Origin of the sequence: Streptomyces fagopyri (assembly GCF_009498275.1) — a bacterium.
GTDB lineage: Bacteria > Actinomycetota > Actinomycetes > Streptomycetales > Streptomycetaceae > Streptomyces > Streptomyces fagopyri.
In genome coordinates this window covers 1,374,084-1,389,893 of the sequence record NZ_CP045643.1, presented here as the reverse complement: position 1 = coordinate 1,389,893, position 15,810 = coordinate 1,374,084, and the positions used below count along the sequence as shown (strand labels likewise).

At 73.2% G+C, this 15,810-nt stretch carries 9 protein-coding genes; 1 reads left to right on the top strand and 8 read right to left on the bottom strand.

All coding sequences use genetic code 11. From position 1 onward, the window contains the following. Positions 1–172: 172 nt before the first annotated feature. The gene (locus tag GFH48_RS05890; protein ID WP_153287242.1) at positions 173–865 is read left to right on the top strand and encodes a PASTA domain-containing protein; all 693 of its coding nucleotides are present in this window, start codon (positions 173–175) and stop codon (positions 863–865) included. A 90-nt stretch (positions 866–955) separates the two neighbouring features. Here the strand turns inward: GFH48_RS05890 and GFH48_RS05885 are convergent, their stop codons facing one another. The 8 genes from GFH48_RS05885 to GFH48_RS05850 all read right to left on the bottom strand — a co-directional run bounded on the left by GFH48_RS05885 (position 956) and on the right by GFH48_RS05850 (position 15,538). Continuing rightward, positions 956–2,302 (bottom strand): protein phosphatase 2C domain-containing protein, encoded by a 1,347-nt coding sequence (locus tag GFH48_RS05885; RefSeq protein WP_153287241.1) that lies wholly within the window; start codon positions 2,300–2,302, stop codon positions 956–958. Beyond that, positions 2,299–3,780, bottom strand: a complete 1,482-nt coding sequence (locus GFH48_RS05880) for a serine/threonine-protein kinase (RefSeq protein ID WP_153287240.1) — start codon at positions 3,778–3,780, stop codon at positions 2,299–2,301. The genes GFH48_RS05885 and GFH48_RS05880 overlap by 4 nt, the downstream gene beginning before the upstream one ends. Before the next feature lie 3 nt (positions 3,781–3,783). Continuing rightward, a complete protein-coding gene (locus tag GFH48_RS05875) occupies positions 3,784–5,571 on the bottom strand; it encodes a hypothetical protein (protein WP_153287239.1) in 1,788 nt (595 codons plus the stop codon). Further along, positions 5,571–9,056, bottom strand: a complete 3,486-nt coding sequence (locus GFH48_RS05870) for a hypothetical protein (protein WP_153287238.1) — start codon at positions 9,054–9,056, stop codon at positions 5,571–5,573. The genes GFH48_RS05875 and GFH48_RS05870 overlap by 1 nt, the downstream gene beginning before the upstream one ends. Position 9,057: 1 nt before the next feature. Beyond that, a complete protein-coding gene (locus GFH48_RS05865; RefSeq protein WP_153287237.1) occupies positions 9,058–11,706 on the bottom strand; it encodes a P-loop NTPase family protein in 2,649 nt (882 codons plus the stop codon). A gap of 148 nt (positions 11,707–11,854) precedes the next feature. Next, positions 11,855–12,430, bottom strand: coding sequence for a hypothetical protein (locus GFH48_RS05860; RefSeq protein ID WP_153287236.1), 576 nt, complete (start codon positions 12,428–12,430; stop codon positions 11,855–11,857). Then, positions 12,427–14,466 carry a coiled-coil domain-containing protein gene (locus GFH48_RS05855; RefSeq protein ID WP_194280503.1) on the bottom strand — a complete coding sequence of 680 codons (2,040 nt, stop codon included), beginning with the start codon at positions 14,464–14,466 and terminating at the stop codon, positions 12,427–12,429. Before GFH48_RS05855 ends, GFH48_RS05860 begins: the two co-directional genes overlap by 4 nt. A gap of 256 nt (positions 14,467–14,722) precedes the next feature. Continuing rightward, complete coding sequence (locus GFH48_RS05850; protein WP_194280502.1) at positions 14,723–15,538, bottom strand: Crp/Fnr family transcriptional regulator; 816 nt, start codon at positions 15,536–15,538, stop codon at positions 14,723–14,725. Between the last annotated feature and the right edge of the window lie 272 nt (positions 15,539–15,810).

Genomic DNA, 15,810 nt, shown 5'->3' with positions numbered 1-15,810 from the left:
TCCGAAGTACGTGCCCCGGGGCGACCGTGGCCGCTCCGGTCCGCTCAACGGACTGCGACGCGACAGGGCGATGCCGCCGCAGAAGGCTGTCCACCGGTCGAGGCCGACAGGAGACCGCGGTGATCACGCGGCCGGGAGCGGCACCCAGCGGAAGACTCTGGAGGCGGATCAGATGAAAGCACAACCAGCACTGCCGGGCCGCGAACGGCCCACAGGCCGGGCGTCCGTGCTGCGGACCGCCACCGCATGGCTGAGGCGCTCGCCCCAAGCGGTCCTGCTGACGGTGACCGCCGTCCTGGCGACCGCCTTCGCCGTGACACCCGCGTACGCCGACGACCCGGGCCTGCAGTGCGCGGTGAGCGCGACGGGCCAGATCTCCGTCGAGCCGTCACCCGTGGTCTACGGACAGAACGCCGTGGTGCGGTGGGGCGCCGACGGCATCGCCTGCGGGGCCGAGGACGCGCTCGTGATCAGCGGGCCCGGATTCGACCCGAGCACCACCGACTTCCCGGTCGGGGGCGGGTCGAGGTCCGTGTTCATCGGGTCGACCGGCAGCGTCACCTGGGACGTGACCGTGGTCGACCTGTCCTCGGACACCGGATTCAACCGGCACCTGGCCTCCGTCACCGCTTCGGTGACCGGAGTGACCGTCGTCCCGGACGTGCGGGGTGACACCCAGGCGCAGGCGAGCCAGGCCATCTCGGCGGCGGGGTACGTGCTCGGCTCCGTCAGCACCGCCGTGGACTGCGACAACGTCGGCGTGGTGCGGAGCCAGAACCCCAGCGCGGGCACCTCACGGCCGCTGGGATCCACGGTCGCGATCACGATCGGCAAGAAGCCGGCTCCGCCCCGCATCTGTGAGTGAGAGGGCCCCCGGGATTCCCCGCCCGGTGCCGGAGGGGTACGGCCGGCACCGGGCGGGACTCGTGCGGGGATCGTGCGGGACTCGTGCGGGTCAGGATTCCGCCGGGGGCGTCTCCCGGGCGTCACCGAAGTCCCAGAGACAGACGACGGTCCGGTCGCCCCCGGGGGACCGCACCGGCACGTTCACCTCGGAGAGGAACGACGTGAGGTAAGGCCGGCGTCCCGCCCAACGGGCGGCGAACCAGTCTCCCGCCTCGGGACGCACCAGCAACTCCGCCAGGGACGAACTGCACAGCGCCAGCAGGTCACCCGGACGGGTGGTCACACGGGCGCAGCGCACCTGCTGGGCGGCGCCGGGCAGCCGCAGCCCGCGCTCGGCCGTTGTCCCGCCGGGCGTGAACACATTGGTCCAGACTCCGTCGCGCAACACCAGCAGCGCGCCGTCACCGATCCCGAAGGCCACGTGCTCCCGCTGCCGGCTGTCGCCCAGACGCGAAAGCAGCCCGGTGAGCGCCACCCCGATCGCGGCGTCGTCCGGCTCGCCGCCCGGCCCCTCCCCGCGCGTCACCAGCCTCATGGAGTGCGCCACCCCCTGCAGCGCGGTCCGCAGCAGCGCGGTCAGGTCGTCGTCCGAGCCGGCCGGCCGGTAGAGCTGATGGTCCAGCGTGTCTCCGTAACGGGCCACCTGCGCGGCGAGGTTGCGGCAGGAGCGGTCGGCCGCGGACTGCGACCAGCGCCCGTGCGGAACCCCCGCCGCCACCGCGCTGAGCAGGGTGGGCGTCCGCATCTCCTCGACGAACCGCAGCAGGAACGCCTCGCGCCGGTGCTCTCCCTCACTCCGGGCCCGGTCGCCGCGCACCGACGCGGCGCGCACGACGAGCGGTCCGAGGTCCGCGCCGTCGACACTGCTGTCCGACGTCGCGTCCCGGCCCAGCGGCAGCCGCCGGGGGATCGCCGGGGACAGCGCGTCCGGACCGAGCGGCGTCCCGCCGTCGGCCTCCGCCTCGGCGAGGCGTCGTTTCAGACCGTCCGCGTCGGAACGCGCGTCGTCCCGTTCCCGTGCCAGCCCGCGCACCTCACCTTCGAGCGCCCGCAACCGCTGCCGGGCCGCGTGCAGTTCCTGTTGCAGACCCGCGGGCTGCATGGCGGCGGTCGCGGACGTCTCCTGCGCCTCCTTCAACAGTGCGCGCACCCGGGACAGTTCGAGGTCCCGCCCGCGCAGCAGTTCATGCGCCGCCGTGACCTCCCGTCGCACGTCCGCCAACCGGTCCCGCGCTGTCTCCTGTTCGGGATCGGGCCCTGATGACTCGGCCAACACGGTTGGAACGGGCGCCGACGGCAGCGCGACGCGGCCCGCCCGGACAAACCGGAGGGCGAGCGCGGCGTTCCCCGTCAGCGACAGGACGAGAAGGATGATCAGCCAGGTGGTGGAGGTCATGGTCCGATGTCTCCCCGTGAAGGTGCGTCGTGTGGTGGGCCGTCCGGTCCGGCGGCCGGGTACGGCCGTCGGGCGGCCCGTCGCGCCAGCGGTATCGCGGCGAACCGGTCCAGCTCGTCCCAGAGCTGCCGGGCGGGCACGTCCGGGGCGAGTACGGCGGTGGCCGGCGCCGGCGCGCGAGCCGCACCGGGCGGAACGTCGTACCCGTCGAGCCGGATGTCGTGCAGCGCCGCCCGGAAACGACGGACGCCGAGCCCGGCCGTGGACGCGCGCGGGTCCCGCAGCGCGGGCGCGAGCACCGACGCGCACAGGACGGGCAGACCACTCGCCGCCCACAGCTCCAGGGCCCGCGCCCGCACGGGCGCGGCCCGGTCCACCGGACGCAGCAGCACACGCAGGGCGTCCTCGGCCCGCCGCGGGGACACCGCGTGGACGGGCAGGCCGCGGGTGAACGGCCCGACGGTGTGCGGCAGGGCGCCGCGCAGCCATCCGACCAGCCCGGCGAGGAAGTCGGCCCCGCCGTGTTCCGCCACGCAGGACACCAGGGCCACAGGCGGTCGGCAGGGACCCCCCACCGACCCGGCGAGCAGCGCCCGGAATCCGGCGGACAGTGGTTCCCGGCCCGCGAGTTGCCGATGTGGTGCGGCGGCCAGCACCAGATGAGCCGAATCCAGGATCTCACGGGCGTACGGAGCGAGGGCGCCCTCCGCCGGTACGGGGACGTCCGTGACCGTCACGCGGACCCCTTCGCCCGCCGGTGGCCATGGCAGGGGACTGCCCGCGAAGGCGGTCGAGAGTGTCGCCGGTACGTCAGGTCCGTCCGTCGCGTCCGTCGCGTCCGGCGTGTCCGACGCGTCCGGCGTGGAGGCGACGGCGCGGATGGTGGGTTGCGTGCCCGCCGCCGTCACGTCCTGTATACGCCGCCAGGCCCGTGCGACGGCGTCCTCGCCCGTCCACCGGGTCGCGAAGAACCGGTCCCGCCCTTGTTCCGCGCGGATCCGCAGCCAGGTGACCGTCCCGTAGCGGTCCGTCCCCGCGGCACGGGCCGCGCCCGCCGTGACGCTGTCCCGCAGGAGCCGCCGGGCCAGCCGGTCGAGACTCCGCCGATGCCCCTCCGTGATCCTCAACTCCGGCTCGATGACTGGATGGTGGGCGTGGAGAAGCGGTACGACATCGGTGGCGGCGGGTGGTTCGGGCGGCCGGATCCCGGTGAGCAGGGGGACGAGACCTGCTGCGTCGGCACCCGCGCGCAGCACGACCACGCGGAGGACCGGAACGTCCCGCCGCGCAGGGTCCCCCGCCGGAGCGCACGACGCGGCGAGGTCCGCCACCAACTGCGGGGAGAGGCCGTTCGCGCGTCCGGCGGCGCAGGCGCCGAGCAGCCGGCCCAGCGACGCGGCGTCGAGGGAGCCGCCGGGCGGCCCCGGGGCCGGGGACCGTGCGGTGGACGTGTGCGGCGCGGCATGCCGAAAGGCCATCGCTCACCGCCGGGTGGGCTCGGCCGGACGTACGACGACCCGGCCCTTGTGTTTGTTGGGCCCGTAGTTCGAACCCTTCTTGCGCCGCAACGCCGTCCACACCACCCACTGCACCTCGGGTTCGCTGGAGCCGGCGACTCCCTTCACGGTCTCCGCGATCGTGTACTCCGCGGCGAAATCACGGCGCAGATCCTCCAACGGCCGGACGATCACCTCATAGTTGGCGTCCTCGGCGAGCGGGACCAGGATCCGCGACACCCTCGTGCGCCACTGGTACCACCAACTCTCGGGAGCGGCCGGGCGTTTGTGCACCAGACCGCCCAGAACCATGTCCAGGTGGTGGGCGGCGCCCAGCCGGTTCTCCCGCGTCCACGCCCTCTTCTCGTCCAGGCCCTGACCCGCCGTGCGCAGCAGCGAGGCCAGCCTGCGTTCGTACTTGTCCCGGTGCTCCCGCCCAGCGAGGCTGCCCGGCTGGTGGTCGTGAAGGAGTGCGATGTGCAGTTCGGGGTCGAGTGCGGCCAGCCGTTCGGCCTGCGCGGCGCGCACCGCCCAGGCGGGACGGGGATCGCCGGGCGGAAGGGCGCCGATCTCGGCCGGCGGGAGGCCGAGGTGCAGGAGGAACTTGGGATCCACCGCCACGGCGGCGGCGGGCAGGTCGGCGAAGTCCAGCGGCAGCCGCTCCGCGGGGCACAGGCCGTCCGGCAGCCCGAGGACGATCACGTCGAGGTCGGAGACGTCGTCCTCCGGTACCGGGAGGCCCGCGAGGGAGGCCTTGGCCGCCGCCGTCGTACGCCACTCCACGGCCACGTCACCGGGCAGCCGCAGCAGTGCCATGTGGACGCGCCGCCAGATCAGCCGCACGCGTTCGGCGGCGTCCGGGTCACCGTCGTCCCGGCGTGCGGGCGCCGGCTGAGGGAGGTAACGGACCTGTTCGCGCCGGAGATCCGACTCCAACCGTTCCAGGACGGCCGCGAAGTCCGCTAGTGAGTCGGCCGGTACGGCCGGGGACCCGGGCGAGGAGCCGTGCGCCGACCCCGACACCGGCTGGGCTCCGGTCAACTCAGCTGCGAGGAGGGGCGGTTCTGTCGGGGCCGGCCGCTGCAAGGAAACCGACGGCTTCGCGAGGCTCGCCGGATCCAGCGGCTCCCGCACGTCCGGTGTCCCTGGTGCTTCCTCAGTCTCCGATGCCTCCGATGCCTCCGCCGTCTCCGACGTCTCCGGGATCTCCGAGGCCTCCGGCGCGTTCGCGTCTTCGGGCCCCTCGGACGCGCGGGGCGGCGAGTCGGCCACCCGTTCCTCCTGGTCCAGGGCCGGTCCGACGTCCGCTTCGGTCCCCTCGACGGAGGTGGCCCGCCCGGTCCCGTCGACTCGTTCGCCCGCGCCCGCGCCCGCGCCCTCGTGCTTGTCTCGATCCTCGTCCTCGTCCTCGGCCCGGTTCTCGTCCCTGTCGTCCCTCCCGTACGGGTCCGCTGCCTCGTGCGGTTCGAGCGTGCCGCCTCGCTCCGGACGCCCACCGTGTGCGGCCCTCGCGAGCGCCGGCACCTCGCGCAACGCCCGCCCCAGTTGCGTACGCGCGTCCTCGAAGCGTTCGACGACCTCACGCGGATCGTCCCGGTACGGAGGCAGGTGGCCGGGGACGTTCTGGAGAGCCAGCCAGCACTCGTGCAACGCGTCGAACAGCGCCTCGCCACAACGGGAGGGCGAGTCCAGTACGGCGGTGGCGGCCTCGGCGAAGGCATCGAGCCGGAGCGCGTGCGGGTGCCTCGGCCCGTGGTCGTGGGCGTCGGTCATCAGTGCCTCCCGCTGTTGGGATCCCAGTGGTGGTTCAGCTTGTTGGTGGGCGGGTCCATGCGCAGGCGCAGCACCCGGCCGGGGACCTCCTCCACCTGACGCAGCTTCTCGGCGGGCAGGTAGGGCACCAGGCCTCGGTGCACGCGCAGTTGGCCGTGCGCGTCGAGCGTGGCGTGGTGCCGGCCGTCCTGGACCGCGGGGAGATGGCCGAGGAAGACCGGCGCCCCGTCGCCGCGGTCCAGGAAGAACTCGTAGGTGAACGTGCTGTTCACGTCGGTGGGCGGCACCGAGATCGGGGCGACGCGCCCCGGCACCGGCAGGTCGTGCAGGTCGAGGGTCGGATGGAAGGACTCCGGCAGGTAACCGTCGGCGGACACGACCGCCTCGCCGGTCAGATCGGGTGACGAGGGCGGGAACACCTCCACCAGGCGTCGTACGCCGTTGTCGTCCGTGCCCGCGTTGACGCAGATACGGCCGGGCACCGAGCAGCCCGGCAGTCCGGCGTCGAAGGCGAGCCCGGGCGCCGCACCGTCCAGCGGGACCGCGGGACCGTCGACGAGCAGATGGGCGGGGCCGTTGCAGAGCAGGATGTACGGCACGAGCCGGTTGTCCATCTCGATCTGGTAGCGCACCCCGCGCCGGCTGCCGCCGGGCGGCCGCCACACCGACGGCGTGGGCTTGAACCCCTCCGCGCTCGCCGCCAGGGCCAGATCGAAGGCACCCCACTGCAAGGAGTCGCCGGACCCCAGGTAGCGGTGGATCGACAGCGTGCGGCTGAGCGCGTTCCAGCCGGTGCGGACCCCGAGCCGCCCGGAGGTGTCGAGTTCGACATAGGCGTCGCCCGCCCGCAGCAGCGGGGTGACCCGGTCCATGTGACCGCGTGGACCGAAGTCGCACGGCAGACTGGAGAACAGCCCCTGGAGCCTGATGTCCAGATCACTCAGCCGGATGGTGGCCCCGGCACGTCCGCCCTCGTCGTCGCCGTGCCCGACCTGCCCGGCGACGTTGCGCACCGAGTGGGCCCAGGCCGCGCCGAGCGAGGTGACCTGCTTGGCGTACTTCACCTCGGCCGACAACTCCGTGTTCTTGTGCCAGCCGAGACCGTCGCCGCCGTCCGCGCCCTTCTGCCGCAGCACCGCCCGGACCTCGCCCTCCAGCTGGGCCATGCGGCTCGTACGCCCCGACAGGACCACCTGGTCGAGCAGCGGCTCCGGCAGCTCCGGCAGACCCTTCGCGCGCCGCTCCTCGTTCTCCTCGTCGGACCGCCGGAACGAGCCGCGCACGAGGTCGGCGCCGAGCGAGGCCGCCCGCCGCAGCACGGGCTGCACCAGCTTCGCGAACTGCCCGCCGTCCAGCGTGATCTGACCCTGCACCGTGCCCAGCCGGTGGTTCGGCCCCGCGTTCAGGATGTCGGCCACTCGCTCAGGCTCCAGCACGGCGTCCCCCGCGCCCCTGGCACTGAGCTCACGCTTCTTGAGCTCGGCGAGCCGCCACAACAGCTCGAACCGGGTCCTGCGCTCGTCCCGTTCGGCCGGGTCGCTGATCCCGGCCCAGTCCGTGGGCAGCGCCTCCGACAGGACGGCGCGGACCTCGGGGGAGACGATCGTGTCCAGCTCGTCGGCCGCACGCTCGGCCACCGTGTCGGCGTACGCGCGCCGCGGCACGGTACCTCGCCGGCCCGCGACGTCGTGTCCGACCCCCTCGCCGTCACCCTGCTCCTCGCCGAACGGGGCGTCCCGGACGCTCAGTTCGTCCACCAGCCGGGCTTTGATCCAGTAGAGGACCTGGAGCGTGAGGAGGTCGCCGCCGAGCCGTTCGTGCCCCGTGGACCCCAGGAGTTCGGGCTCCAGCCGGTAGTCCCGGCCCGCCACGAACTCCTGGTCGTCGCCGAGCGGCGGTGTCTGGTCGACGAGGGTCAGCCGCAGCAGCGCGATGTCGGTCGTGCCGCCGCCGATGTCGATCACCAGCATGATCCGCTGCCAGGTCGGCGGCTTGTCCCCGACGCGCCGGCAGCGGGCGCGCAGCGACTCCAGGCCCGCGTTGAGGTTGTCGGTCAGGTCGCCCATCAGGAAGTACAGCCCGGCCGCGAGACCTTCGTCGAAGTCCATGACGACGCGCGGACCGCCGAGCGCCGTACGGACCAGCTTCTCCAGCTTCTCCTTGACCTCCGGCAGGATCGTCGTCGGATAGGTGACCACGACCGTCGCCATCCGGCTGATCGTCCCCAGAGCCGGGTTGTACGTGGTCTGTTCGGCGCCGTCGACCAGCAACAGGTACATGTGCTGGGCGAGATGGTCCGCGGACATGTCGGAGTCCGCCACCGGCTCCGGAGTGAGCTGCAGCGCCGCCCTCTTGATGCCGGTCAGTCCCTTGACGCCGGGCAGCCCCTCGGGTCCGTTGCCGCACAGGGCGAAGCCGCGGTCGCGGGGGTGCTCGGGCACGGCGCCGTCGGCGTACTCCACCTCGCGCAGCGCGCTGGCCGGGGCGGAGGTCAGCCGGCCCGAGTCGTCCGGGTACTCGACGGCCCTGAGCGCGTGCCGGTTCAGTGGCGGAGTGCCGATGACCTCCGCGTACCCGGTGTGCAGCCGCCGGTTGAGCCAGCGCCGAAGTTCCGGACCCGCCTGCTCACGGACGGCCTCGACACGCAGCATCAGCGCGTCGGCGACGTCGGAGTCGCTCAGCCGGGCCAGCGCCTCGGTGCCCGTCACCTCGACGTTCCTGCGCGGCAGCGCGACCGGCCCGGCGAGCAGCGCGTCCACTTCCTTGCGCCATTCCGCGGGGGCGTCGGCGGGCGGCGCGAGCAGGTCCGTCAGCAGGCCGGTCAGCGAACGGGCCTGCGCCGGATCGACCAGCTGCGCCCTGATCCGCGTCGGGTCGTGCAGGGTGGCGGTGGAGGCCGTCGTCCCGAAGTCGACCACGATGAACTCGTGCTCGTGCGTGCTGCCCGTGAGGTCGCGGAGGGTCAGGAACTCGTCGTCGTCCTCCGGCCGCGGTGCCGCCGCGGGTTCCTCGCCCGGCGGCGCGAACTCCAGCATGACGCGGCCGTGCGCGGTTCCCGCGTGTTCGACCGACGCGTAGTCGACGCTCCAGTGGACGTCCAGCCGCAACGGCTCGTCGCCCGCGGTGGCCGCGGGAGCCGACGCGGGGTGCACCAGGGCCGTCGGCAGCAGGGTGTCCTGGGACAGGGTGCGCGGCCCCTCCACGGTGATCGACGTGTACTGCTGCGGAACCCAGCAGTCGGCCAGGGCCTGCGCCAGCTGCGCCGGTACGAGGCCGCCGCTGGGGGTGATGACCTCGATGCGGGCGGGCAGGTGCACGGTCACCATGCGGCTGCCGTCGGTGCCCTCCTGCTCCAGGACGACCTCGGGCAGCACTATGCCCCCCGGGCCCGTGTAGAGGCGGAACTGCCTGCGGCCCAGCGGGACGACACCGGAGGCGGGATCGGCGTGCGGGGCGCGGAAGGAGATGGTCAGCTCGGTGCTCATGTCAGTCGTCGCTCCAGGCTCGGATCAGGATGTCGATGGGCTCTTCGACCGGCACCTCCGCGGCACCGGCGCCGTCCCCGCCGGAGTGCGGCTCCGTCCCCAGGGGCTTGCGCGGCGCGCGCACCTCGTTCTCGCGGGGCAGGTACTCCGCGGTCTTCGAGTACAGGGCGACCAGGTCCTTCTCGATCAGGGCGAGGGTGCGGCCGAGATGCTCGGTGACGAGCCGGGCCGCGGCGTCCGCGGTGTGCTGGCGCAGCTGCACCACCAGCAGCGGGTGCCGTTCGCGTTCCTCGGAGCGCTGGTCCTCCAGCCGGGGCATGCGGTGGTCCCAGGGCAGCGCGTGCGGGGCCCGCATCGGGAATCGGTTCTCCTGGTCACCGGAGGTCGGGCCGGGCACGGACGCCAGTTCCTCCACCCGTTCTCGCGCGTGCACCGGGTTGAGAGCCGTCCACAGGTGGTTCAGCTGGCTGTCGGCCCGGTGCGCGCTGCCGCGCAGCCGGGTGAACAGCTCGTTGAGCAGGCTGTCGGTGGCCGGGTCCGCCATCCACTCGCGCAGCCGCCCGAACTCGTCCTGCCAGTAGGCCGCCCAGTGGTCGAACCAGACGCGCAGCTGGTCGTGCTCCTCGCCGGTGCGACGGTCGACGAGCGCCCGGAACCTGTCGAGGAAGGTCAGTGTGACGTCGGCCGACTCCTCGCTGGCGGGTGCCTGAGCCGCGACGGCGGCGGTCCGGCCCGGCCGTGGCAGGTTCTTGATGCCACCCTGCGCGGGCGGTTCACTGCGGGGGACGAGATGGTTGCGGTCCCGCTCGGCCCGGCCCAGCAGCTCCTGCCACTCCCGCCAGTCGAAGACGTCGTCGCGCACCGAGTCCGCGATCTCCTCCCGGCGGGGCGGCCGTCCGCCGAGTTCGGCGGCGTACGAGGCGCCGTCGGCCCCGCCCACGCGCGGCGCCGGGGTGGTGAGTTGGTACAGGGTGGGCAGCATCAGGCCGAGCAGATCCCGGAACTCACCCAGCCGCAGGGCGAGTTCGCGGTACTCCTCGGGCTGCTCGCCGCCCGCGGCCCGGTGCACCTGCCGTTGCAGCAGGCTCAGTTCGCGCCACAGCTTGCGGTGCGAGCCGCGCGCCCGCTCCAGTTTCTGATCGAGTCCGTGACGGCGTACGTGATGGTCGATCAGCAGGCGCAGCCGCTGGACCCCGCCGTCGTTGTCGTAGGCGCGCAGCCGGTCCGTCCAGGGGTTGGTCTCGTCGGCCCGGCGCAACCGGTCGGCGATCTTCTCCCACCGTTTCGCGCCCGGCGGGTCGAGGTCCGCCAGCGCCTTGTGGATGCGCTCCCGGGTCTCCGAGGAGGTCTCGGTGTACGGGAGTTGGTGCGCGCGGATGGCGGCGATCGAGGAGACGGCCACGATGCCGTCCTCGCGGTGGTGCACGAACTTGTTTCCGTACACGTGCACGCCGTTGACCTCGGCCGAGTGCGACAGCAGCTGCCGCAGCGGCAACGGACCCTCCGGTACGTCCATCAGCGTGGGCGGCTTGGCGAGGTCGAAGGCGTTCGCCGCGACGAGGGCCGCGCTCGCCAGCCCCTGCGGTTCCCGGCCGTCCTCGCAGAGCATGTCCCAGAACGTCGAGGCGCCCTTCGACTCGGGGCGTACGGCACTGATGACCAGCAGGATGGTGTGCACGGACACCAGCTCGCGGCGGCTGAGGTAGGTGTCGCGGCCGAAGGAACCGGCGGCGTTGATGCCCGGGAAGTCCAGCAGCCGTACCGCGGTGTCCTGGGAGATCAGCCCGGACAGGTCCCAGTGGTCGGGCGAGACCTCGACCCGCAGTGTCACCTTCTCGACCAGCGGGAACGCCCGGCGCAGCGCCTCCGCGGCCACCACGGTGTCGGAGTTCTTCAACTGCCCCGTGTCGAAGGGCTGCACGATCCGCTTCGGCGGGATCTCGGGCGTGCGCTGGGCGGCTCCGAGGACCAGCGCCGCGCCGACCGCCTTCCGCGACACACCCACGGAGGTGCCGAGCAGATCACGCTGGCTCAGGGCCGCGTCGCGGATCCGGCACAGCTCGGTGACGGCGTCCCGGTGCGCGGCGCCGATCGCCTCGTACGCGACCGGGCCGCCGGCGGCGGGCCACAGCCGGGGGTACCACGCCTCGAAGGGCGCCCAACCCCGCGCATCGGTGACGGGGTTGTAGTCGGCGAGCGCGACTCCGGCGCCGAGGTGGGGGTGCCGTTCGTCCAGCACCCGGACGAGGTCGTCGAGAACGGCGCCCACGCACGCGGCGAGCTGCTTCTCGGTGAGGAAGGCGACGTCCGTGTTCTCGTCGGCGGTCGTCGGCCGGCCCGGTTCGCCGCGTGACAGCTCCAGCACCGTGATGTTGCCGGTGCTGGGTCCCGCCTCCACCGGCAGCAGGTCGGGCTTGCCCAACAGGGTGCCGAGGAGCAGGGACTTGCCGACGGAGTACTCGCCGACCACCCCGATGGTGACCGGTGCGTTCAGCCGTGCGTCGAGTTCCGCCGCGAGCGACTCGATCCGGTCGCGGGACTCATGGGCCTCGGGTGTGTCGGGGATGTTCTGCTCGCTGAGCATGGTCAGGGTCTGGTGGGTGAACTCGCGCAGCTCCGCGAGGCTCGGGTCCTTCTTGAAGACGGTCACGATGCTCCACGCTCCGTTGGGCTGTGAGTGGGTGCGCTGTCCCCGCGCGCGCCTTGTACGAACGGCTGGGCGCGGGCCGGTCGGTCCGGGTTGTCGGTCGCGGCGTTCGATTCGTGGCGGAGGAGGGAACCGGGGCGGGCGAAGGACGTCACCGCAGCAGGAAGAAGAGCTCGATCCGGGCCGTTCCCGAGCTGATGTCGCCACTGCTGTCGTGATCGCCGCGGATGATCTTCTCCGAGTACGGCGGGAAGAAGGCGGGCTCGGCCCGCGGCAGCAACCGGGCCACGGCGGTGGCGTACGCGTCGCTGCGCCCGCTGTCGACGGCTCCTCCCGCGCCGTGGACGGTCCCGAAGACCATGACGAAGGCCGCGGTCCGTCCCCTGAACCGCTCGATCCCGTCGGTGACCTGGTGCTCCAGATCGGCCCTCGCGGCCTTCGAGCCCGCGACCAGGGCGTCGGCGTCGGTGTGCACGGTGATCGAGCGGGTGGCCGGGTCGAGCCCGCCCGGCCGGGTTCGTGGTGCCGGCGTCGCGGTCGGCTCCGGCGAGGGCGATCGCCGTGCGCTCGGCGTCGGCGTGGGGGTGGGTGACGGGCCGCGCGCGAACGCCCCCTCGTGCGGGGTCCGTTCGCCTCCCAGCACCACCAGCACGATCACCAGCAGCACGTCCGCGAACAGCCAGCCCGCGAGATACGGCACCGTCGCGCGTCTCGACTGCCGGTTCACCGCGTTCCCTCCCGCCGCTCGTCCCCGGGATCGGGGCGCACGGGCTTGCGCAGCCGGTGTGTCGACGGGCTCTCCAGGCTGTCGGCCTGTTCGGGGGCGGGCGCGGGCGCGGGAGCGGGAGCGGACATGGGCGAAGGCGTGGGGGTGGGCGTCCGTCCGGCTCCGTGGGCGCGGGCGGGGCCGGTCGTGACGGAAGTCGCGGGCCGGGGACGGGCGTCGGAAAGGCTCGGGGCAGCGGGGAACGGGTGAGTCCCGACGCTCGGGGGCGTGGAGTCTGCGGGCCGGTGATGGGGAGTCCCGGAGCCGGAGCCGGAGCCGGGCCTCAAGCCCGGTCCATGATCGGGCTCGGGATCGTGATCGGGCTCGGGAGGGGAGTCGTGACCGCTGTCGGAGGGGGAGTCGGGGCCGGACTCGGGCCTCGGACCCGGGTCGGGCCTCGGACCCGGGTCGGGCCTCGGACCCGGGTCGAGCCTCGGATTGAGGTCGGGCCTGGGTCCCGGATCGGGCCTCGGTTCGGGGTCGGGCCTGGGTCCCGGGTCGAGCCCGGCTCCCGGGTCGGACGGCGAAGGGGAGTGGGGGACCGTGTCGGCGGAGGGCTGGGAGCCGTCCGGCGCCCGGCGCAACTGCCGTGCGGCCGCGCTCAGTTCGGCCGAGCCGTTCACGACGGCGCGTCCCGCCTCGTCGAGACCGCCGGTGACGCGGCGCAGCGCCTGCTCGAAGTCGGCCGCGGCCGCTCGGAGCAGATCCCGGATCTGCTCCTGGCCACCGCCGAGGTCGCGCTGGACCGCCCGCTGGGTCATCACGACGGTGTGCAACTGGTTGATGCGGTCGGCGAGTTCGGCCGACACCTCGCGCACCTCCTGACGCAGCGAGGCGGCCAGGGCGGCGACGGCCATGTCGTACGCCATGCCGATGCGGTCGGCCCCCTCGGCGGCCGAACCCTCCAGCGCGGTGGGGAGCGTCGTGAGTGTGCGGTCGAGCCCCCGCACGGTGGCGGTGAGCAGGCGTGTCGACTCGTCGAGGGAGGTCTGTGTCTTCTCCAGGGTGTCCCTGGCCTCGTCACGGATCCGTTCCATGGACTCGGTGGCACGGTCGGTCGCGGCGGACCCGCGCAGTTCGGCGGCGGAGGCGACCGCGTCGAAGCGGTCGGCGACGGACACGCCGGCCGCCGCGATGTGCTCGGCGGCGATCCGTCCCGCCTCGCCGACCGAGTCGCGCAGCGCGGCCACGGACGCGGCCACTCCGCTGGTCAGCACGTCCGCCCCTTGGGCGACCTGGCCCGCGGCCGTGGACGCGCCCCGGGTGGCCTCGCGTGCCTCGGAGGCTCCCGCGCGCAGGACGACGAGCGCCGAGTCGAGCGAGGTCAGGGCCGTGACGGTGCGGTCGGTGGCGCCGTCGGCCTGCGCCACGGCGCGGCGCGCGCCCTCCTGGACGTCGACGGCACGGCCGAGGAGCGTGTGCAACTCCTTCGCCGCGCCCTGCAGTTCTTCCGTGAACCGGCGTGGTGAGGTGGCCGCCGCGCGGACCGCCAAGGCCTCGGTCTGCGCGAGGGCCCCGGACAGTCGCTGCGAGAGCACCAGGCGTTCCCGCTCGTCGCGTTCCTCCCAGCGGTGGCGCAGCATGGTGGTGGTGGCCAGCGCGGCCAGCGCGAGTACCGTCCAGACCGCCATCATGTCGAAGCGGAGGAACGGCCACAGATGTCCGTCGAAGCCCTGCTGCCACAGCGTCAGGAAGGAGCCCTCGAAGCGAGCGCCGGAATCGTTCATGCGCTGGTTGGCCCAGGCCGCGGCGCCGAGTCCGAACCAGGTGATCAGCAGCGGGACGAAGACGAGCGCCGTCGGCAGCAGACCGAGCCGGCGTGCCCGGTCGCCCTTCTCGGCGGGGCCGTCGCCGAGCGCGTCGGGCCCTCCGTACGCGGTGACGAGACTGCCGCCCGCCCACACCTCGAGCCCTCTGCCACTGCTGACAGCGTCCGCCAGGTCGTGTAACGCCGCACTGTGCCGGGCGAGTCTCGGATGCGCGGCCAGATCGGCCAACTCCGCCGACAGAGAAGCCGGTTCGCGATAGGTGGGACCCGGTGTCGGAGGCTGCGCGGGCGCGCGTCCTCGCATCCGGTGCGGAACGAGTCGGAACAGCCTCACAGCACACCACCCCCCGTAAGTGGCCGGTTGTCACCGGCCCACTGTCGGCGCGTCGGTGCGGCGAGATTCGGTCAGGTGACGTATTCCGCTGACGTATTCACCTTCACCACGACCCGCCGTTCCGGTGTCCCGTTCCGGCGGGTCGCTCGGATCAGCCGGCCTCGGACAGCGGCGCGTCGTCGGCGGGCGCGGTGAGGCCCGAGGCCGACCCGGTGTGCGGCGCGGGCGGTTCGAGGGGCGCGCGCTTGGGCCTCGGCGGACGGGGGGCGCGCGGAGTGGGTACGCCCGGCAGCCCACCGGCGTCGGCCGCGGGCCAGCCGCTCTGCGCGGCGATGGCCCGCAGGATGCCCGGTTCACGGATGACGATGCCCCGGTACTTGGTGGTCACGGCCCCGGCGGCGCGGAGGCTGCGCAGAGCGCGCTGCACGCTCGCGTCCGAGATCCCGGCGAGCGCGGCCAGGTCGGTGTGGCTGAGCGGTACGTCGATCCGCAGCCCCTCGGGCACGGCCCTCGCGTAGCTGCGGACGAGATTGTCCAGGGTGCGGGCCAGCCGGACGGTGGCCGTGCCGCCGCTCGTGTCGATGCGGTGACGGGTGGCGCCGCGCAGCTTGCCCGCCACGGATCGCTGCACCACCTCGGACGCGTCCCGGCTCTCCCGCAGGAAGGAGAGGAAGACGGCGCCGGTCAGGGTGCGGGTGACGGTGGGGCGGGCGGCGATCACGGTGGCCGAGCGCGGCTGCCCGTCCAACGCCGAGACCTCGCCGACCAGTTCGCCGCGCACCCGCAGGGCGAGCAGTACCGTGCCTCCGTCCTCGACGGCACCGACGACCTTCACACAGCCGTCGGTGAGGAGCAGCACGGTGGTCTCGGGTCCGCCTTCGCGTATGAGGACGTCGCCGGTGTCGTACCGCACGACACGGCCCAGCCGCAGCAGCGCGTTTCGGTCGTCGGACGACAGGTTGGCCATGAGCGTCCCCTGTGGCCAGCGACTCAAGGGCGTCGAGTGGCTCGTGGGACTGGAATGAGTGTGGTCGCGCATACGGTCCCCCCTCGGTCGACACCGTCCGCTTCGTGCACGGACCGGCGTGCCGGTGCGAGGAACTTAGCGCACAAAAGAGTTGTCGGTGAATCAGATGGACAGAACACCCTTGAGGTCGAAAGAGTGTACGTATTCCCCTCGCGGTGTCTCGACTCGTCACGCCTTGTCCCGGCAACCGGTCACCTGACCGGTTCTTGTCC

What these genes read in the sequence shown, in the direction of transcription:
- GFH48_RS05890 (WP_153287242.1), top strand. Translation starts at nt 173, where the DNA reads ATGAAAGCACAACCAGCACTGCCGGGCCGCGAACGGCCCACAGGCCGG.
- GFH48_RS05870 (WP_153287238.1), bottom strand. Translation starts at nt 9,056, where the DNA reads ATGAGCACCGAGCTGACCATCTCCTTCCGCGCCCCGCACGCCGATCCC.
- GFH48_RS05885 (WP_153287241.1), bottom strand. Translation starts at nt 2,302, where the DNA reads ATGACCTCCACCACCTGGCTGATCATCCTTCTCGTCCTGTCGCTGACG.
- GFH48_RS05880 (WP_153287240.1), bottom strand. Translation starts at nt 3,780, where the DNA reads ATGGCCTTTCGGCATGCCGCGCCGCACACGTCCACCGCACGGTCCCCG.
- GFH48_RS05850 (WP_194280502.1), bottom strand. Translation starts at nt 15,538, where the DNA reads ATGGCCAACCTGTCGTCCGACGACCGAAACGCGCTGCTGCGGCTGGGC.
- GFH48_RS05875 (WP_153287239.1), bottom strand. Translation starts at nt 5,571, where the DNA reads ATGACCGACGCCCACGACCACGGGCCGAGGCACCCGCACGCGCTCCGG.